Below are 19,514 nucleotides of genomic sequence, written 5' to 3' on the forward strand. Positions count from 1 at the left end.
TATGGGCGCAGGGCGTCCTGCGACGAAGCGGGCGCCGGTGCACTGGGAGGAACCTATGCGGTGGACGCGTGCCGCGGGCCGGGGCCTCCTTGCTGCTGCCGTGGTGCTGGCCGGGTACGCCGGGTTCGGCCCGCACGCGGACGGTGCGGCGGGCGCGGGCCGCGGCCCGATGACGCTGGCCACCGCCGGGGACCTCACCGACTACCTGGGCCCGCTGCTGGACGGCTGGAACCGCGAGCGCCCCAGGGAGCGGGTGACGCTGGTCGAGCTGCCGGACTCCGCGGACGAGACCCGCGCCCAGATGATCACCGAGCTGCGTTCCGGCGGCGACCGCTACGACGTGCTCAACATCGACGTGGCGTGGACGTCGGAGTTCGCCGCGGCGGGCTGGATCGCGCCGCTGGACCGCGGCGGGTTCCCGCTGGGCGACTTCCTGCCGCCGGTGGTGGACACCGCGACCTTCGGCGGCCGGCTGTACGCCGTGCCGTACGTGACCAACGCCGGGCTGCTCTACTACCGCGCGGACGTGCTGCGGCGCGAGGGCCTGGAGCCGCCGCGCACCTGGGAGGAGCTGGCCCGCCAGGCGCGCGAGGTCGCGCCGAAGTACGGGCTGGAGGGCTACGCCGGGCAGTTCCTGCCGTACGAGGGGCTGACGGTGAACGCCACCGAGTCGGTGCACTCGGCCGGCGGGTCCTTTCTGCGGGACGAGGGCGCCCGGGTGACGGTGGACTCCGACGCGGCCCGGCGCGGCCTGGCCTTCCTCGCCGACGGCGTGCGGGAGGGCTGGATTCCGCGCGAGGCGCTGGACTACAAGGAGGAGGAGTCCCGGCAGGCGTTCCAGGAGGGGCGGCTGCTGTTCCTGCGGAACTGGCCGTACGTGTACTCGCTGGCCAACGGGGACGACTCCGAGGTGGCGGGCCGGTTCGGCACGGTCCCGCTGCCGGGCCCCGACGGCCCCGGCACCAGCGTGCTGGGCGGCTCCAACCTGGCCGTCAGCAGCGGGTCGCGGCATCCGCGGTCGGCCGCCGACCTGATCCGCTACCTCACGAGTGAGCCGGTGCAGCGCAAGGTGCTCACCGACGGCGCGCTGCCGCCGGTACGGGCCGCGCTGTACTCGGACCGGGACCTGATCCGGCGCTACCCCTACCTGCCGACGCTGCGGCAGAGCGTGCTGGCGGCCGAGCCGCGCGCCAAGAGCCCGCGCTACGACCAGGTGAGCCTGGCCGTGCAGGCCGTCGTACAGGACGCCCTCGCGCTGAGGCAGACGCCGCGGGAAGCGGTGGCCCGCCTGGGCCGCGAACTGGAGTCGATCGCCCGCAAGGGCTGATCAGAGCGCTGCCCGCAAGGGCTGATCAGAGCGCAGCCCGCAAGGGCTGATCCGGGCGCCGCCCGGGCGGGGTGGGTTTCACATCGGCCCCGTGCGCCTCACCCGCCCCTACTTACGCGTTAAGTAGATCCGCGCGCCGCAACACCCCCACAAACCGGGTCAGAACCGGGCTGTTTTCGACGTACTCGTTGACACTCTTATGACACACCTACTTAACATGCATGCATGAACGAGCGAACCGGCCCTGGCTCGCTCTCGCACCAAGCAGGAACAGGTCAACGGGAGATGCTCACAGCCCCGGCCGAGAACGGCCTCCTCACCGGCACCGCCCACCACTGGTGGCGCGACGCGGTGATCTACCAGGTCTACGTCCGCAGCTTCCTGGACAGCACCGGCGACGGCATCGGCGATCTGGCCGGTGTGCGCGCCGGGCTGCCCTATCTGAAGAAGCTCGGCGTGGACGGCGTCTGGCTGAGCCCCTTCTACCCTTCACCGCAGGCCGACCACGGCTACGACGTCGCCGACTACCGCGACGTGGACCCCGTCTACGGGGACCTCGCCGAGTTCGACCTGCTCGTCACCGACGCCCGGCGGCTGGGCGTGAAGGTCCTGCTGGACATCGTGCCCAACCACTGCTCGGCCGCCCATCCCTGGTTCCAGGAGGCACTGGCCGCAGAGCCCGGCAGCGCGGCCCGCAGCCGCTTCCACTTCGCCGACGGCCGCGGCGCGGACGGCGGTGAACCGCCGAACAACTGGCGCGCCATGTTCGGCGGCCCGGCCTGGAGCCGGGTCACCGAGGCCGACGGGTCGCCGGGCCAGTGGTACCTGCACCTGTTCACGCCCGACCAGCCGGACTGGAACTGGCGCAACCCCGAGATCGGCGACACCTTCGAGCAGGTGCTGCGCTTCTGGCTGGACCGCGGTGTGGACGGCTTCCGCATCGACGTCGCCGCCGGCCTGTACAAGCACCCCGAGCTGCCCGACTCCCTGGACCCCGGTGCCGACGAGCGCGCCCGCGACTCGGTCAACCAGCTCGCCTGGAACCAGCCCGAGGTGCACGACGTGTGGCGCCGCTGGCGGGCCGTGTGCGAGGAGTACGCCGCCCGCGACGGCCACGACCGGCTGCTCGTCGGTGAGGTCTCGGTGCCCACCGCCCGCGAGCACGCCGCCTACGTCCGGCCCGACGAACTGCACCAGGCGTTCTTCTTCGACCTGCTCAGCGCGCCCTGGGACGCCGAGGCGTTCCGCCGGACGATCAGCGAGGCGATGCGCGACATCGCCGGCACCGGCTCGACCGTCACCTGGGTCCTCAACAACCACGACCAGGTCCGGACCGTCACCCGCTACGCCGGCGAACCCGGCGTCGAGGGCAGCGGGCTGGGGTCCACCCGGGCGCGCGCCGCCGCCCTGCTGATGCTGGCTCTGCCCGGCGCGGCCTACGTCTACCAGGGCGAGGAACTGGGCCTGCCCGAGGTGGTGGACCTGCCCGACGAGGTCCTCACCGACCCGATCTTCCACCGCACCGGCAGCCGGGCCCGCATCCGCGACGGCTGCCGGGTCCCGCTGCCCTGGTCGGGCCACGCCTCCCCGTTCGGCTTCAGCCAGGGCGTCGACGGCGCCCGGCCGTGGCTGCCGCAACCCGAGTGGTTCGCCGACCACGCGACCGACCGGGCGCTGGCCGACACCCGCTCGTTCTGGCACCTCTACCGCGACGGTCTGCAACTGCGCCGCGGCCTTCCGCAGCTGGGCGAGGGCACGCTGCGGTGGCTGGAGACGCCGCCGCAGGTGCTGGCCTTCGTCCGCGGCGACGGGCTGGTGTGCGCGGTCAACTTCGGCACCGACCCGGTACCGGCCCCCGTCTCCGGCACCCCGCTGCTGGCCAGCGGCCCCTGTACCAACGGTGTCCTGCCCGGTGGCACCGCCGCCTGGTGGACCGGAGACTCCCCCACCTCCCCCTGACCCCGAGACCCCGTCCCCTCCACAGCACCGCCCGCACCACCGGAACCGCCCCGCACCACCACAGCGCACCACAGCACCCCCGGCACGACCCGTACCGCACGTACCGCACGTACCGCACCCGACGCGGCAGCCCACGTTGCCCGGCTCGGCGGTCCGCCGTGCCCCGGCACGGCAGCCGCACCCCGCTCCACGCGCACTCCCCGCTCGTCCCGCACTCCCCGTTCGTCATCCCGCTCGTCCTGAACCTCCCGGAAGGACCACCGCCATGAGACGACCCACCTCACTCGGCCGCACCACCCGCCGTACCGCAGCCGCCGGAGCCGCCACCCTGGCGCTCGCGCTCGGCGCGACCGCCTGCGGCGGCGAAGACCCGACCGGCCCCGCGTCCGGCGGCGAACTCAGCGGCCAGACCGTCACCGTCGCCGGTGTGTGGACCGGCAGCGAGCAGAAGAACTTCCAGAAGGTGCTGGACGCCTTCGCCGCCGAGACCGGCGCGAAGACGCAGTTCGTGGCCACCGGCGACAACGTCTCCACCTTCGTCGGCAGCAAGATCCAGGGCGGCAACGCGCCCGACGTGGTGATGGTGCCCCAGGTCGGCGTGCTGCAGCAGTTCGCCGAGGAGGAGTGGCTGAAGCCGCTGTCGAAGAAGACGGAGATGACGGCCACCAACAACTTCGCCAACGTCTGGAAGGACTACGGCACCGTCAAGGGCACGTACTACGGGCTGTACTTCAAGGCCGCCCACAAGTCGACCGTCTGGTACAGCCCGGAGGCGTTCGACCAGGCCGGCGTCGAGGAGCCCGACACCTACGAGGACATGCTGAAGGCGGGACGCACGCTCGCCGACTCCGGCACGCCCGCGTTCGCCGTGGCCGGCGAGGACGGCTGGACGCTGACCGACTGGTTCGAGAACATCTACCTCTCCCAGGCCGGGCCCGCCGACTACGACAAGCTCGCCGCGCACGCCATGCCCTGGACGGACGACAGCGTCGTCAAGGCGCTCACCACCCTCGGTGAGCTGTTCGCCGACAAGGAACTGATAGCCGGCGGCGCCCAGGGCGCGCTGCGCACCGACTTCCCCACCTCGGTGGAGCAGGTCTTCGGCCCGCAGCCCAAGGCTGCCATGGTCTACGAGGGCGACTTCGTCGGCGGCATCGCCAAGGACGAGTTCGGCAGGAAGCTCGGTGAGGACGCGAAGTTCTTCCCCTTCCCGCCCGTGGACGGCGGTGAGGCCCCGGTCGTCAGCGGCGGTGACGCGGCCGTCGTGCTGAAGGACGGCAAGAACCAGAAGGGCGCGATGCGCCTGCTGGAGTTCCTCGCCACCCCGCAGGCCGCGGCCGTCTGGGCCGAGGCGGGCGGCTACCTCTCCCCCAACAAGGAACTCTCCCTCGACGAGTACTCCGACGACACCACCCGGGAGACGGCCAAGTCCCTGATCGACGCCGGTGACTCCGTGCGGTTCGACATGTCCGACCAGGCACCCGCGGCGTTCGGCGGCACCAAGGGCGCCGGCGAGTGGAAGCTGCTGCAGGACTTCCTCCGCGACCCGTCCGACCCCAAGGCCACCGCGGCCAAGCTGGAAGCCGCGGCGGCCAAGGCCTTCAAGAGCTGAGGCAGGGGCAGATGAAACCGACCGCCCCCGCCCCACCCGTGGGCCCCGTCCCGGGCCCCGCCGCCGCGAAGCACAACCCGCGGCGGCGGGCCCGGCGCCGGGCCCGCGTGGCCGCGGTGCTGTTCGTCCTCCCGGCGCTGCTGCTGCTCGGCTCACTCGTCGTGTACCCGGTGGTCTTCTCCATCGGGCGCAGCCTGTTCGACGCGAGCGGCGACACCTTCGTGGGCGCCGGCAACTACACCGAGATGTTCCGCGACCCGGCGACGCTCAAGGCCATTCGCAACAGCACGATCTGGGTGGTCGTCGCCCCCGTCCTGCTCACCGGGCTGGGCCTGGTGCTCGCCGTGCTCACGGAGAAGATCCGCTGGGCGACCGCCTTCAAACTGCTGCTGTTCCTGCCGATGGCGGTCTCCTTCCTCGCCGCCGGCATCATCTTCCGGCTCGCCTACGAGCAGGACCCCGAGCGCGGTGTGCTCAACGCGGTGGTCGTCGGCGTGCACGACTCCGTCAACGACGGCTCCGCCTATCCCAAGGCGCGGGCCCGCGAGGAGCACGGCCTCAGCCGCACCGAGGACGGCGGCTACCGCACCAGCGACCCGCTGGGGCCGGGCGACAGCGTCAGCCTCGGCTTCGTCGGCGTCCCGCCGGCCGACGTGCCAGCCGGGGCGCGGCCCGCCGCGGGCGCCGCGGCCGAGCAGGCCGCCGACGACGAACTGCGCGGCACCGTCTACCTGGACTTCACCCCCGGCGGGGGCGGCAGCCCCGGCCGGGTCGACCCGCAGGAGAAGGGCCTGCCCGGCATGAGCGTCGAGGCGGTCCGCGACGGCGAGGTGGCCGGCCGGACGACGACGGCCGCCGACGGCTCGTTCACCTTCACCGGCCTGGCCGACGGCTCGTACACGGTGCGGCTGCCCGCGGCGAACTTCGCCCCGCCCTACGAGGGCGTGTCCTGGCTCGGCCCGGCCCTGGTCACCCCGGCGATCATCGGCGCGTACCTGTGGATCTGGACCGGCTTCTCCATGGTCCTCATCGGCGCGGGCCTCGCGGCGCTGCCCCGGGACACCCTGGAGGCCGCCCGGATGGACGGCGCCAACGAGTGGCAGATCTTCCACCGCATCACGGTGCCGCTGCTCGCCCCGGTGCTGACGGTCGTCTTCGTGACGCTGGTCATCAACGTGATGAAGGTCTTCGACCTCGTCTACATCATCGCCCCGGGCCCGGTACAGGAGGACGCCAACGTGCTCGCCACCCAGATGTGGCTGGTGTCCTTCGGCGGCGGCAACAACCAGGGCCTCGGCAGCGCGCTCGCGGTGCTGCTGCTCGCCCTGGTGGTGCCCGCGATGATCTTCAACGTCCGACGCTTCCGCAGGAGCCAGTCATGAGCGGACCCGGCACCATCGAGGCCAAGCCCGCGCCGCAGCCCGTCCCGGCGCGCGGCCCCGGCGCGGTCACTCCCGCCCGTCCCCGGCGCTCCCCGCTGAAGTGGCTGACGGCACAGCTCAGCCGCGGCCTGGTCCAGGCGCTGCTGGTGGTCATCGGGCTGATCTGGATCACCCCGCTGGCCGGGCTGTTCCTGTCCTCGCTGCGCTCGGAGCAGGACAACGCCTCGGCCGGCTGGTGGACGGCGCTGACCGATCCCGCCCAGCTGTCGCTGGAGAACTACACCGCGCTGTTCCAGGACTCCGGCATCACCAGCTCGTTCTGGAACACGGTGATGATCTCCGTGCCGACGACCGTGCTGGTGGTCGGGATCGCCGCGCTGGCCGGATACGCCTTCGCCTGGCTGGACTTCCCCGGCCGGGACGCCATCTTCCTGCTGGTGGTGGGGCTGCTGGTGGTGCCGGTGCAGATCGGTCTGCTGCCGGTCGCCAAACTCTTCGGCGCCATCGGCCTGTTCGGGACGATTCCCGGTGTCGTGCTGTTCCACGTCGCCTACGGGCTGCCGTTCGCGGTGTTCCTGCTGCGCAACTACTTCGCGGAGATCCCGCGCGAGATGCTGGAGGCCGCCCGGATGGACGGCGGCGGCGAGTGGCGGATCTTCAGCCGGCTGGTGCTGCCGCTCGGCCGTCCCGCCCTCGCCAGCCTGGCCATCTTCCAGTTCCTGTGGGTGTGGAACGACATGCTGGTGGCACTGCTCTTCGCCGACAGCGACTCGCAGCCGCTGACCGTGGCACTCCAGTCCGAGATGCGGCAGTTCGGCAGCAACATCGGCGTGCTGGCACCGGGCGCGTTCCTCTCCCTGGTGGTGCCCGTCGCCGTGTTCTTCGCCTTCCAGCGGCACTTCGTCCAGGGGGTGATGGCCGGCTCCGTCAAGTGAGCCCCCATACGGGCGGGGCGGGCCGGCAACGAGCGCCACGGGGGTGCTCGGCGCCGCCCGCCCCGCCGCCGCAACCGCTCGGCGGGTCACCCCTTCGGCTGCCGGGCCGCCCCCGGCGCGTCAGACCTCCAGCAGCACCGTGAAGGGACCGTCGTTGACGAGCGACACCTTCATGTCGGCGCCGAACCGGCCCTCCGCGACCTCCGCGCCCAGCTCCCGCAGCCGGGCGCACACCTCGTCCACCAGCGGCTCGGCGACCGGTCCGGGAGCCGCCGCGTTCCACGTCGGCCGCCGGCCCTTGCGTGCGTCGCCGTAGAGCGTGAACTGGCTGATCACCAGCAGTGGGGCGCCCAGATCGGAGCACGACTTCTCGCCCTCCAGGATGCGCAGCGACCACAGCTTGCGGGCCAACCGCGCGGCGTGCTCCGCGGTGTCCTCGTGCGTCACCCCCACCAGGACGCACAGCCCGGCGCCCACCACCTCGCCGACCGTCCGGCCGTCCACCGTCACCCGGGCCCCGTTCACCCTCTGAACTACTGCTCGCATGCATCCATGATGCGCCGGATGGGTGCCAAGCCGCTGCGCGCGGCCGCCCGGCAGTGGCACGATGCGAGAACGTAATACGGCGGTCGCGGACCACGCGGCCACCACCGCGACACCGTTGAGCCGACGGACAGATGAGTCGTATGAACTGCATGAACGCCATGCACACCGCACCCGCCGCCGAACCCGTGCGCCCCGCGCCCGGCCCGGACCGGCGTGTGCGGCGTGCCGCCCCGGACGGCACAGGACCGGCAGGACGCGGCACAGCGGACGAGGGGACCACATTATGACCACGTACGGAACCGGCCGGGACCCCGACCGCGGCACCGAACACACCAGGGCGGCCGGCGCGGTGACCGCCGCCGCACCCCACCTGCCCCACCAGCACCCCGGCGTCGACGGCCCCCGCCCCGCGCCCGCGGACCACGCACCCGGGCTCGGCGCACTGGGCCTGCCCTCGCTGCGCGGACTGCGCCGATCCGCACAGCAGGACGAGGCCGACCTCAGCTACCTGCGGCGCCTGCTCCAGGGCCGCATCGACATCCTGCGGGCCGAGATCACCCGCCGGGTCGACCCGGCGGCACGCATCGTCGACCGGCTGCCGGAGATCCTCGCCGACGCCCCCGCCCGGCACCGCCAGTCCGCCCGGCACGTGACCCTCGGCACCCCGCACAGCGCCGAGTACCGCAAGCTCGCCGACTCGATGCTGGCCGAGGTCGAGCTGTCCGACCTCGGCGCCCGCAGCGACAACGAGCTGCACGACGCGATGGGCCGCCTCATCCGCTACGAGCGTCAGATCTCCGGCCGCCGGCAGACCCTCCAGCGGACCGCCGACGAGTGCAGCGCCGAGATCGCCCGCAGGTACCGTGAGGGCGAAGCACAAGTCGACGACCTGCTGGCCTGAGGGCGATCCCCTCCGGTGGCCGGTCGTGCCCACCGAAGGAGATGGCCCGCCGATGTCGCCGACCGCAGCACCCGTCCTCGCCGAGATCGTCCGTTCCGGTTTCACCGAGGGCCGGCACCGCGGCTCGCTGGTCGTGCTCGACGCCGACGGGCAGGTCGACTGGTCGCTCGGCGACCCGTCCGCACCCGTCTTCCCCCGCTCGTCGAACAAGCCGATGCAGGCCGCCGCGGTCCTGCGGGCCGGGCTGCCGCTGTCCGGCGAACGGCTCGCGCTCGCCGCCGCCAGCCACTCCGGTGAGCCCTTCCACCTGGAGCTGGCCGGGCGCATGATCGCCGAGCAGGGGCTCTCCGAAAACGACCTGCTGTGCCCGCCCGACCTGCCGCTGGACGCCGTCGAGGCGGAGACCTACCTCGCCGCGGGAGGCGTCCGCGCCCGTCTGACCATGAACTGCTCCGGCAAGCACGCCGCGATGCTCGCCGCCTGCCGCGTCAACGACTGGTCCACCGAGACCTACCTCGACCCCGGCCACCCGCTGCAGAAGCTGGTCGTCGAGACGGTCGAGGAGGCCGCCGGGGAGCACGTCGCGCACACCGGCACCGACGGCTGCGGCGCACCGCTGCTGGCGATCTCCCTCACCGGCCTGGCCCGCGCCTTCCGCAGCTTCGCCCTCGCCGCGCCGGAGAGCGAGCAGGGCCGCGTCGCCCAGGCGATGCGTTGCCACCCCGAGTACGTGGCCGGCACCCGCCGCCCCGACACCTGGCTGATGCGGGAGATGCCCGGCGCGCTGTCGAAGATGGGCGCGGAAGCGGTCCAGGCGGTGGCCCTGCCGGACGGCCGTGCGCTCGCCTTCAAGCTGGAGGACGGCGGCATCCGCGCTCTCGGTCCGGTCCTGGCCCGCACCCTGCGGCGCATGGGCGTGGAGGCGCCGGTGCTCGACCGCGTCGCCGACGTCCCGCTGCTGGGCGGCGGCGTCCCGGTCGGCGCGGTGCGCGCCACGTTCTGAGCAGCGGTGGCCCGGTGGTGTGCGTGCCTGCGCACGCCGCCCGCCGTGGCTCTCCGGGGGCCGGCCGCGGAGGGAAACGCGGATGCGGTGACCGGGCCGGGCGTCCTACGCTGCCGGGGTGTCCCTCCCCCTCCGCACGCTCCGTGACCCCTCCGACCTGCCGGGCTGGCTCGGCGCACTCGCCGTCGGCTTCCTGCGCGCCCCCGAGGTGACCGACGAGGAGGTCGCCTTCCGCGCCGGCGCCTGGGATATCGCCCGCGCCTGGGGCGTCTACGACGGCGTGCGCTGCGTCGCGACCTACCGCACGTTCGCGCAGCAGCTCACCCTGCCGGGCGGCCGGGCGGTGCCCGCCTCGGCCGTCACCAACGTCACCGTCTCCGCGACGCACCGCCGCCGCGGCCTGCTGACCCGGATGATGGGCGCCGGGCTGGCCGACGCCCGGGAGCGGAGCGACGTCTGCGCGACGCTGATCGCCGCCGAGTACCCGATCTACGGCCGGTACGGGTTCGGGCCCGCCGCCTGGACGACCGACGTCGCGGTGGACGTGCTGCGCACCGGCCTCGACCCGCGCCGGCCCGCGGACACCGGCGAGGGAACGGTAGAGCTGGTCTCCGCCGAGGAGTTGGGCAAGCTCGCACCCGGCGTGCACGAGCGGTTCCGTGCGCTCCCCGACAGCGCCGGCGCGGTGGACCGCAGCGAGCGCTGGTGGCGGTTGCACACCGGAGCGCTGCACGACCCCGTCGATCCGCTGCCGGTGTACTTCCGCGCGGTGTACCGGGACGCCGCCGGGGAGCCGCAGGGCTTCGTCTCGTACGCGGTCGACGACCGGTGGGAGGCGAAGCTGCCGCACGTCACCGCCACCGTCCGGGACCTGATCGCCACCACCCCGGCCGCCGAACGCGCGCTGTGGCGCTACCTGATGGCCATCGACTGGGTCACCACGCTCAAGGCGTCGAACTGCCCGCCGGACGACGTGCTGCCGCTGCTGCTGCCCGACCCCCGCGCCGCCCGCCTCACCACCCACGCCGACTTCCTGTGGGTGCGCCCCCTGGACGTGCCGGCTCTGCTGGAGTCCCGGAGCTACCGCGTGCCGGGCGGACTGGTGCTGGAGGTGCACGACCCGGACGGGCCGGCCGCCGGACGCTACGCGCTCGACGCGGCACCCGAGGGCGCCCGCTGCACGCGCACCACCCGCTCCGCGGACCTCACCCTGGACGCCGCCGCGCTGGGCACGCTCAGCCTGGGCGACGAGTCGGCCGTCCGGCTGGCGGTGCTGGGCCGGATACACGAGGAGCACCCCGGCGCCGCTGCTCAGGCCGACGCACTGCTGCGCGCCCCCCGCCGCGCCTGGTGCCCGGACGTCTTCTAGAAACCGTCCCGGCTCCCCGGCGGAGGAGCGCACGGTGGGGTGGGCCGGGGCCGGGAGCCCGGGTGGCTCAGCTGGCGCCCGGGCCGATCAGGAGCACGGTCAGCACCGCCGCCCCCATGCAACTGCAGGTCGCGTTCCGCGACTTGATGCCGACCGCCAGCAGGATCACACCGGCGGCGCCGAACACGCCGTACCTGGCTTCGATCACACGCTCGGCGACGACCACCAGCACCGCCACGAACAGGGCGAGGTAAGGCATGGTGTTCCCTCCTTCCGGAGGACTCGGAAGACCGTGGACTGCGTGGGCGCCCATACGCCGTCGGACGGGCGGGAGGGGGAAGTGCGCCGAACCGGAGGCAAGATCCGAACAACTTGCGCGACTTGATCGCCAACCCTGGAAAGTTGGCGGCCAACTCACTCCTAGTTGTGCCCAACTTCGGTGGGCCCAGAAACACTTGGCGGGCAACTCCCGCAGCTTCGGACAAAGTTGTACGGTCACAGGGTGAGCAAGGATCAAGGCGCTGTTGAGCCGGCCACCAAGGACGACATCGCCGCCCATCTGCGGGACCGCATCAGGGACGGCGAGCTCGGTCCGGGAGACCGGCTGCCCACCCAGCAGAAACTGGTCAGGCAGTTCCGCAGCAACCGCAACGCGGTCCGCGAGGCGCTGAACGTGCTGAAGGCCGAGGGCCTGCTCGCCCACACCGGCCGCGGCGCCCCGCCCGTGGTCGCCGAGCAGTCCACCCACACCGAGGCCCCGCGCCCGGCCGGCGTCGAACTCGCGGAGCGGGTGCTCGCCGCCTTCCACGCCGAGCACGTCACCATCGACACCTACTCGCTCACCACGGAGACCCTGAACACCGCCCTGGCCGCGGCGCGCCTGGCCATCGAAGCCGGGGACCTGAACCCGCAGTCGATCACCGTGCGCGTCATCATGCCGGACCCGCACGCCGAGTTGGCGCTGCCGTGCCTGGTCGGCGACCCCACCGACCCCCGGCCGCGGGAGCGCCTGCGCGAGCTGATGCAGACATACGCGCAGGTGCTGGTGATGGACCTTCGGAAGCTCCAGGAACTGGAGCTGGTCAGCGACGTGAGCGTGCAGATCCGCTGGATGCGGATGACTCCGACCATGAAGTACTACCGGCTCAACAACAGCGAAGTGCTCCACGGCCTCTACAAGGTGATTCCCCGGACGGTCACCCACCGGCACGAGGACATGGAGATCTACGACGTGCTCGGAGTGGAGGCGTGGCTCTTCCGCTACTCCAGCGGCTCCGACAGCCGCGACGACCAGGAGACGGCGTTCGTGGACACCACCGCCGAGTGGTTCGACTCGCTCTGGGCGGTCGCCGAGCCCTCCGACCTCACCCGTTGAACGAACCCGCCCGGGGCCCTTGGCGGCGGCTCCTCGGCCCGGACACCCCGGTGGGCGGGCGGCGGGTCCGGCCGCCGCACGGGTGAGCGGGCAGCGGGCGCGGGGCCCGGACCTTGCCATCCGCAGCCGGGGGGCCGAAGATACGGGTCCCGGCGTCCGGTGGCCCGCGGCCCTCCGCGAGGTGCGCCGCATCCGGCACCGGTGGTCCGGCCGGGCGACCTCGCTCGTGCCGCGGACCGTCGAGCGGGCACCCGGACCCCGTGGCTGCCCGGCACAGCGTGGAGGGGGACGGTTGCCGATGGAACGACTGGTCGCTGCGGCGGAGCATGTGGTCTTCGACTTCGACGGGCCGCTCTGCCGGCTCTTCTCCGGCGTCTCCGTGGAGGCGATCACCGAGCGGCTGCTCGCCATCGCCGACGAACGCGCCTGCGGCCTGGACCTGCCCCGGTCGGACGGCCCGTTCGCCGTCCTGCGCCGGGTGGTCGGGCATTCCCCGTCCGGCCCGCTGGCGCGTGAACTCGCGGCGGCACTCGTCGAGGAGGAGCTGCGGGCAGCGCCCCGCGCCTGGCCCACCGCGTACGCGGACGGCCTGGTGATGACGCTCGCCGCCACCGGCCGGATCTTGTCCGTCGCCTCCGACAACGCCCCCGAGGCGGTGCGCGAATACCTCGCCGACCGGCGCCTGGGCCACCTGTTCGCCGGGCGGGTCCACGGACGCGATCCGGACGCGTCCCTTCTGAAGCCGGACCCGTCGTGTGTGCTGCGGGCGGTCGAGACCGCCGGGGTGCCCACCGAGCGGACGCTGATGATCGGTGACTCCGGCCGGGACGCGATCGCGGCCCGGAAGGCCGGCACCGCCTTTCTCGGATACGCCAGGAACGACCGGAAGCGGGCCGACCTGCTGGAGGCGGGAGTGCCGCCGGAGCACCTGGTCTCCTCGTTGCTGCCCGTCCTGGAAGCGGTATCCGTGGCCGACTTCGCCAAGGTGCCCGCCCGGCGCGCGACAGGCGGCTGAATGCCGTGCGGGCGGTGCCGTCGGCCGGGGGCGGCCGTCGGCACCGCCTGAGCGCATCTGTTCAACTCCCGTGCCACGCCCGACACTCGGGTGATGAAGACCCTCCTCAACACCGTCAGGTGCGTGCTCTTCGACTTCGACGGCCCGCTGTGCGACCTGTTCGCCATCCACCCCGCGCGGGACGTCGCCGAGCGGATCCGGCAGTGCGTGCGCGAGCACGGGGAGTCCGGCCTGCTCGGCCCGGAACTGCACACGACCGACAACGCCCACGACATCCTGCGCAGCGTCGCCGGACGCCGCAAGGGCCCCTTCGTCGCCGCGCTGGAACGGGAACTGACCCGGCAGGAGGTCACCGCCGCGACGAGCGCCTGGCCGACACCGTTCGCCGACCGGCTGGTGCAAACGCTACGGGCCACCGGGCACAAGCTGGCCATCACCACGAACAACTCCCCCGAGGCAGTGGGGCGTTACCTGGAGACCCGGGGCCTCGGGCACGTCTTCGGCCCGCGCGTCTACGGCCGGCAGCCCGACGTCAGGCTGCTCAAGCCGGACCCCGACTGCCTGCTGCGCGCCCTCGACGCGCTGGGCGAGCCCCCGCACCGCGCCGTCATGATCGGTGACGCGCCCGTGGACGTCCAGGCGGCACAGGCCGCCGGTGTGCGGTTCATCGGGTACGGCAGCACCCCCGCGAAGGCCGCCGCCCTGCGGAAGGCCCTGGGATACGCGGCCGACGCACCCGTCATCAGCTCGCTGGAATCCGTACTGGAGGTCGTACAGCAGCCTTCCAGGTGACGTCCGGGTTTCCTCACCTCCCGCTCGACGGCGAACGGATAGGCTTCCGCCCTCCGCCGTGTGAGAGGTACGACGACTCCGCGATGAAACCACCGCAGTCCTTCGAGGGGTACCACCGGACCTGGCACGTCCTGGGCCCGTACAAGTACGCCGAACCGCATGACGGTGCGCTGTGGTTCGACCGCCGCTGCTTCCGGTCGGAGAACGAGCTGCTGGCCGAGCTGGCCGCGCTCGGCACCGGCCGTGTCCCGGCCGTCGGCGAGCTGGCGCCGGGCATGACGGTGCAGTCGTTCGTGCCGGGCGAGTCCCTCTACCGGCGCCGGCCGCGCGGGACGCCGGTGCCGTACCTCTACCGGCGGCAGATCATGTCCCGCTTCCGGCACCTGGCCTCCCTGCGCCCCTCGGACGTCGCCTCCGAGCGCAGCTGCGAGGCGGAGGCGCGTCCGGCGGACGGGGACACCACCGGCTTCCTCCGCGCCCTGCTGTCCTACGCCCACCGTGAGACGTATCTCGCCCGCCTGCCGGAGTACGGCACGCTGTTCGAACGCCTGGGCATCACCGGCGCCGCGGTGGACAGGAGATCGTGGCTGCACCGGGAGGCCGGCAGGCTGACGCCGAGGCCGTTCTGCCTGCTCCACGGCGATCTGCACCGGGAGAACCTCATCGTCGACCGGTGGCGGCGGTTGTGGACGATCGACTGGGAACTGGCCATGGTCGGGGACCCGTTGTACGACCTCGCGACCCACCTGTACCTGATGGACTACCCCGACCGGCAGCGGAAACCCGTCATCACCGCCTGGCGGAAGGCGGTCACCGCCGAACTCCCCGGCGCCGACGCGGGACTGAGCGAGGACCTTCCCCGCTACCTCGACTACAAGCGTGTGCAGTCCGTGTACACCGACGTCGTCCGGCAGTCGCACCGCCGCCTCACCCCGCACACCGCGACGGTGGTGCTCGGCGTGCTCCGGCGGGCGGCGGACCTCCTGGGCGTCGACGAGAGCGACCTGCCGACCCGTCGCCAGATCACTGCCGCCTACGCAGAGCACGCCCGGAGCAGGGCCGCCGCACGTACTGCCGCCGAAACCGCCGCGACCGGTACCGCCGTGACCGGTACCGCCGCGACGACCGCCGAGCAGCCCGCGGTGGTGGGCGGGCCCTCCTCCGCCGGGGCACCGGGCTACGTAAGGTGAGGTCACCGGTCGGGTGGCGGTTCCCGGGCAGTTCCGGGGACGGCCTTCGCACCCGACGCCCGCCGCACGCGTACAGGAGGCTGACCGCCCATGACCGACGAGCCCGCGCACGACCCAGAGATCCTGCAACTGGCGGGCAAGGTCTTCGACCTGGCCCGCCAGGGGGACACGGACACCCTCGCCGCCTACGTGGACGCCGGTGTCCCGCCGAACCTCACCAACGACAGCGGCGACACGCTGGTGATGCTGGCCGCCTACCACGGCCACCCGGCCTCGGTGCGGGCACTGCTCGCCCGCGGCGCCGACCCGGACCGGGCCAACGACCGCGGGCAGACGCCCCTCGCTGGTGCGGTGTTCAAGGGGGAGACGGAGGTGGTCCGCGCCCTCGTGGACGGGGGCGCGGACCCGGCGGCCGGCACACCGAGCGCGGTGGACACCGCCCGGATGTTCGCGAAGACGGAACTGCTGGAGCTGTTCGGCGCTCAGTGACGCGGCCCCCCGGCGGGCGCGGCCGGTACGGCACCCCCGTCGGCGTCCCCCGCGGCGTCGACGGAGTCCAGCGTGCCGTCCACCGTCGCGTCCCCGGCCGCGCCGACGGCAGCCCCCGTCATCCCACCCGCCTCGCCGTGCTGCTCCACGGTGTCCGCCTCGGCGCCCGCGTCCGGGCTGACGTGGCGCAGCAGTACGGTGGCGGCGAGCGCGATGCCGGTGACCAGCACCGCGCTGACGACGGCCGTGACCTGCATGCCGTGCACGAACGCCTGCCCGGCGGCCTCCATCAGGGCGGCCCCGGTCTCACCGGGGAGCTGCCCGGCAGCGGCGGCGGCACCCCCGATGGAGTCCCGGGCGGCGTCCGCCGCGGCGTCCGGCACACCCGCCGGAAGTCCTCCGGTCATCTCGCCGCGGTAGACGGCCGTGCCGACGCTGCCGAGCACGGCGATGCCGAGCGCCATCCCCATCTCGGTGCCGGTCTCGGACAGTGCGGAGGCGGCGCCGGCCCGCTCCGGCGGGGCGCCCGCGATGATCAGGTCGGTGCCGAGGGCCATCGTCGGACCGAAGCCGATGTGCAGTACCACCAGGCCGGTCACCGCGGTGGCGATGCCGGTGTCCACGGTGATGCGGGCCAGCAGCACGATGCCGACCGCGGAGAGCAGCATGCCCGCGCCGATCAGGTAGGCGGCCCGCACGTGCTTGACCAGTGCGGGCGCCAGCATGATGCCGACCAATCCGGCGACCACGCCGGGCAGCGAGTACAGCCCGGCCTGCAGCGGGGACAGACCCAGGACCATCTGGAGGTACTGCCCGACGAAGAACATCAGGCCGCCGCTGGCGAAGACGGCGAGCGCGACCGTGCCGAGGGAGACGCTGAAGCCGCGGTTGGCGAACAGCCGCAGGTCGAGGAAGGGGTCGCGGAGCGAGCGCTGCCGCCGGACGAAGACCACGCCCAGGGCCAGCCCGGCGGCGATGGCCAGGACGGAGGCCGGGTCGGCCCCGTGCTCGGCGATGCCCTTCAGGCCGTAGACGGCGGCAAGCACGGTGAGCAGCGACATCACCGCGCTGGTCAGGTCGAGGCGTCCGGCGTTCGGGTCGCGGAACTCGGGCAGCAGCAGGGGTCCGGCGATGAGCAGGACTGCCATGACGGGAACGCCCAGCAGGAACACCGATCCCCACCAGAAGTGCTCCAGCAGCGCGCCTCCGACGAGCGGGCCGAGTCCGGCGCCGACCATGAAGCTGGACATCCACACGCTGATCGCCAGTGTGCGCTGCCGCGGGTCGTGGAACATGTTGCGGATCAGCGACATGGTGGACGGCATCAGCGTGGCCCCGGCGAGGCCGAGCAGCGCCCGGGCCGCGATGAGTGTCGCCGCGCTGTCGGCGAGCGCGGCGAGGACCGAGGCGACGCCGAACGCGGCGGCACCGGTCAGGAGCAGGCGTCGGCGGCCGATGCGGTCGCCGAGCGTTCCCATGGTGATCAGGGAACCGGCGATCAGGAAGCCGTAGATGTCCACGATCCACAGCAGCTGTGAGCTGCTGGGCGCGAGGTCCGCGCTGAGGTGCGGCACCGCGAGGTGCAGCACGGTCATGTCGAGGGCGATCAGCAGGGTCGGGAGGGCCAGGACCGCCAGCCCGATCCACTCACGCCGACCGGCCCGGGTTGACGGGGTACGGGGTGCTGCCTCTGGAAAGCTCATGCCCCGGAGCCTAGAAGTTCAACTCAGCTTCAAGTCAACTGGTTTCTTCCGGACGCCGGACGCGGGCAGGTCTGCAGCCCTGCCCGCGCGGATCAGAGCGAGCGCTCCGCGTAGACGCGCATCGCCTGGCTGACGAACGCGGCCGTTCCGGCGCCGTGCGCGTCGTAGACCGCGGCGAACCGGGGGTCGTCGACGTACATCCGGCCCAGCCCGGTGAACGCCTCGGCGGTCGGCTGCCTGCCCTGCCAGCCGGCGCCGACCCACTCGTAGTGGCTGCGGGTGATCTGCTGCACCTCGTCGCTGCCCGGGTCCAGGCCCTGTGCGTGGGCCAGGCCGAAGGCGGCGCCGATCTCCTGCTGGCGCCGCTGGAACTCCGCCCGGTCGTCCACCGGCAGCGAGCGCCACCACTGGTCGCCCTGCTCGTAGGCGCCTCGACCCCAGCGGTCGATCACCTCTTCCTTGTACCGCGTGTGGTCAAAACCGTCGAAGGCCTTCTCGGCCATGAGCGGTTCGCCTCCTTCCAGTGTGTGCAACGTGGTCCGCACCGACTCGATCTGCCGTTGCAGGCGCTCGCGCTCCTGTTCCAGCAGCCTCAGGTGGGTGCGCAGCGCGGCGGAGGTGTTGCGCTGCCCTTCGAGCACTTCCGCGATGGCGGCCAGGCTCATCCCCAACTCCCGGAGCAGCAGGATGCGCTGCAAGCGCACCAGTGCGTCCTGGTCGTAGTGGCGGTAGCCGTTGTGCCCGATCCGGCTCGGCTTCAGCAGCCCGATGTCGTCGTAGTGACGCAGGGTGCGGCTGGTGGTGCCGGCCGAGCGGGCCAGGTGCTGGATGGACCATTCCATCGCCGGGACCTCCTGTTCCGTCGCCGGTCACGACGCTAGGGGTTCACGCAACGTCAACGTCAAGCGTGCCCGGAGGCTCGTGCGGGTCCGTGCGGGTCGAGGCGTGTCCGTGCGAAGCCGTGCGGAACAGGGGCGTCCGGGGTGTCCACGAAGGAGGGAGGGGGAAAGGGCGGGACGGCACCGGCCGTGGGGGCCGGTGCCCGGTCAGTTCTGCCGGTCGGCGCGCAGCTTGTCGTTGAGGCGCCGGGCTTCCGTCAGTTCGTCCTCCAACCGGACGATGCGGCAGGCCGCTTCGACGGTGGTGCCCTGGTCGACCAGCTCCCGGACCCGTGCGGCGATCCGCAGTTGGTGCCGGGAGTAGCGGCGGTGCCCGCCGGACGAGCGCTGCGGCGATATCAGCTCGGCCTCGTCCAGGCTGCGCAGGAAGCCGGCCGTGGTGCCGAGCATCTCGGCGGCGCGGCCCATGGTGTAGGCGGGGTAGTGGTCGTCGTCGAGCTTGGTCTCCATGTGTCGTGTCTCCAGACTGCTCACCGTCCACGAGTCGAGGGCCCCGGTGCGTTGCACCGGGGCCCTGGGTTGGGTTGACACCATCTACCGGCTATCAGGCCGGTCTACCGTTTCCGCGTCTGCCCGAACGGCTCGGGGGACGCGGGGATCGCGAATGCGTAACCGAAGACCACCTTCCGATCATGGGGACTGCGGTAACCCGTTCGGCGCGATGCCGCTGTCGCCGACGGGCGATCCAATGGCGTGTTTCCCTTCCCTTCTCCTCGGATTTCTCTTCTTCCCGAACTGGTGATTCCTTGTCGCGGCCACCACCGGCGCGACCCCTGAGCTCCTGCATTCGGGCCGATCACCGCCTGGCAACCGCTCGCCTCCCCGGCCGACGCCACCTGCTCGCGCCCACCGAATCAGCGTCATGATCCTTCACTCGCGGCAGTTCGTCGTCTGCCGCGCCTCTGAGATCTTCTCTCCGCTGGCTACGAGGAAAATGCTAGCTATGGCGAGCGCGAATGTCTACCTCGACCAGAGGAGTTTTTCTGTCCCGTGCGGACGGGCGACGGCCAGGGCCCG

At 72.5% G+C, this 19,514-nt stretch carries 18 protein-coding genes; 13 read left to right on the forward strand and 5 right to left on the reverse strand.

From position 1 onward, the window contains the following. The first annotated feature begins 55 nt into the window (after positions 1 to 55). The 5 genes from QNO07_RS22645 to QNO07_RS22665 all read left to right on the forward strand — a co-directional run bounded on the left by QNO07_RS22645 (position 56) and on the right by QNO07_RS22665 (position 7,215). Entirely contained in the window at positions 56 to 1,327 is a 1,272-nt protein-coding gene (locus QNO07_RS22645; RefSeq protein ID WP_283994120.1) for an ABC transporter substrate-binding protein, read from the forward strand. Positions 1,328 to 1,612: 285 nt separating this feature from the next. Continuing rightward, positions 1,613 to 3,286 (forward strand): glycoside hydrolase family 13 protein, encoded by a 1,674-nt coding sequence (locus tag QNO07_RS22650; RefSeq protein WP_283994195.1) that lies wholly within the window; start codon positions 1,613 to 1,615, stop codon positions 3,284 to 3,286. A 265-nt stretch (positions 3,287 to 3,551) separates the two neighbouring features. Further along, entirely contained in the window at positions 3,552 to 4,898 is a 1,347-nt protein-coding gene (locus tag QNO07_RS22655; RefSeq protein ID WP_283994122.1) for an ABC transporter substrate-binding protein, read from the forward strand. A gap of 11 nt (positions 4,899 to 4,909) precedes the next feature. Then, positions 4,910 to 6,280 carry an ABC transporter permease gene (locus QNO07_RS22660; protein ID WP_283994123.1) on the forward strand — a complete coding sequence of 457 codons (1,371 nt, stop codon included), beginning with the start codon at positions 4,910 to 4,912 and terminating at the stop codon, positions 6,278 to 6,280. After that, positions 6,277 to 7,215, forward strand: a complete 939-nt coding sequence (locus QNO07_RS22665) for a carbohydrate ABC transporter permease (protein WP_283994124.1) — start codon at positions 6,277 to 6,279, stop codon at positions 7,213 to 7,215. The genes QNO07_RS22660 and QNO07_RS22665 overlap by 4 nt, the downstream gene beginning before the upstream one ends. 120 nt (positions 7,216 to 7,335) lie before the next feature. Here the strand turns inward: QNO07_RS22665 and dtd are convergent, their stop codons facing one another. Then, positions 7,336 to 7,761 (reverse strand): D-aminoacyl-tRNA deacylase, encoded by a 426-nt coding sequence (gene dtd, locus QNO07_RS22670; protein WP_283994125.1) that lies wholly within the window; start codon positions 7,759 to 7,761, stop codon positions 7,336 to 7,338. A gap of 283 nt (positions 7,762 to 8,044) precedes the next feature. Between dtd and QNO07_RS22675 the strand changes: the two genes are divergently transcribed. From QNO07_RS22675 to QNO07_RS22685, 3 genes are all read left to right on the forward strand, one after another. Beyond that, positions 8,045 to 8,662 (forward strand): RsiG family protein, encoded by a 618-nt coding sequence (locus QNO07_RS22675; protein WP_283994126.1) that lies wholly within the window; start codon positions 8,045 to 8,047, stop codon positions 8,660 to 8,662. Between the two features lie 52 nt (positions 8,663 to 8,714). Continuing rightward, on the forward strand, positions 8,715 to 9,665 hold the full coding sequence (locus tag QNO07_RS22680; protein WP_283994128.1) for an asparaginase: 951 nt from the start codon (positions 8,715 to 8,717) through the stop codon (positions 9,663 to 9,665). Positions 9,666 to 9,783: 118 nt separating this feature from the next. Then, positions 9,784 to 11,034: a GNAT family N-acetyltransferase gene (locus QNO07_RS22685; RefSeq protein WP_283994129.1), complete on the forward strand. Its 1,251-nt coding sequence runs from the start codon at positions 9,784 to 9,786 to the stop codon at positions 11,032 to 11,034. A gap of 67 nt (positions 11,035 to 11,101) precedes the next feature. On the opposite strand, the gene QNO07_RS22690 is transcribed toward QNO07_RS22685, so the two are convergent. Beyond that, on the reverse strand, positions 11,102 to 11,293 hold the full coding sequence (locus QNO07_RS22690; RefSeq protein WP_283994130.1) for a hypothetical protein: 192 nt from the start codon (positions 11,291 to 11,293) through the stop codon (positions 11,102 to 11,104). Between the two features lie 243 nt (positions 11,294 to 11,536). Here QNO07_RS22690 and QNO07_RS22695 point away from each other — a divergent pair, with 243 nt between their 5' ends. The 5 genes from QNO07_RS22695 (at position 11,537) to QNO07_RS22715 (ending at position 15,895) form a co-directional block, all read left to right on the forward strand. Continuing rightward, entirely contained in the window at positions 11,537 to 12,409 is an 873-nt protein-coding gene (locus tag QNO07_RS22695) for a GntR family transcriptional regulator (protein WP_283994131.1), read from the forward strand. A 298-nt stretch (positions 12,410 to 12,707) separates the two neighbouring features. Continuing rightward, positions 12,708 to 13,424 (forward strand): HAD family hydrolase, encoded by a 717-nt coding sequence (locus tag QNO07_RS22700; protein ID WP_283994132.1) that lies wholly within the window; start codon positions 12,708 to 12,710, stop codon positions 13,422 to 13,424. A gap of 93 nt (positions 13,425 to 13,517) precedes the next feature. After that, a complete protein-coding gene (locus tag QNO07_RS22705) occupies positions 13,518 to 14,216 on the forward strand; it encodes an HAD family hydrolase (RefSeq protein ID WP_283994133.1) in 699 nt (232 codons plus the stop codon). Between the two features lie 83 nt (positions 14,217 to 14,299). Continuing rightward, positions 14,300 to 15,406 carry an aminoglycoside phosphotransferase family protein gene (locus QNO07_RS22710; RefSeq protein WP_283994134.1) on the forward strand — a complete coding sequence of 369 codons (1,107 nt, stop codon included), beginning with the start codon at positions 14,300 to 14,302 and terminating at the stop codon, positions 15,404 to 15,406. Between the two features lie 90 nt (positions 15,407 to 15,496). Next, positions 15,497 to 15,895, forward strand: a complete 399-nt coding sequence (locus tag QNO07_RS22715) for an ankyrin repeat domain-containing protein (protein ID WP_283994135.1) — start codon at positions 15,497 to 15,499, stop codon at positions 15,893 to 15,895. On the opposite strand, the gene QNO07_RS22720 is transcribed toward QNO07_RS22715, so the two are convergent. The 3 genes from QNO07_RS22720 to QNO07_RS22730 form a co-directional block, all read right to left on the reverse strand. Beyond that, positions 15,889 to 17,598: an MFS transporter gene (locus QNO07_RS22720; protein WP_283994137.1), complete on the reverse strand. Its 1,710-nt coding sequence runs from the start codon at positions 17,596 to 17,598 to the stop codon at positions 15,889 to 15,891. The genes QNO07_RS22715 and QNO07_RS22720 overlap by 7 nt on opposite strands. Before the next feature lie 92 nt (positions 17,599 to 17,690). Continuing rightward, positions 17,691 to 18,440: a MerR family transcriptional regulator gene (locus tag QNO07_RS22725; protein ID WP_283994138.1), complete on the reverse strand. Its 750-nt coding sequence runs from the start codon at positions 18,438 to 18,440 to the stop codon at positions 17,691 to 17,693. 204 nt (positions 18,441 to 18,644) lie between these two features. Next, entirely contained in the window at positions 18,645 to 18,947 is a 303-nt protein-coding gene (locus QNO07_RS22730; protein ID WP_283994139.1) for a MerR family transcriptional regulator, read from the reverse strand. Positions 18,948 to 19,514 lie beyond the last annotated feature (567 nt).

Origin of the sequence: Streptomyces sp. 549, from assembly GCF_030124175.1 — a bacterium.
In the GTDB taxonomy this organism is placed as follows: Bacteria; Actinomycetota; Actinomycetes; order Streptomycetales; family Streptomycetaceae; genus Streptomyces.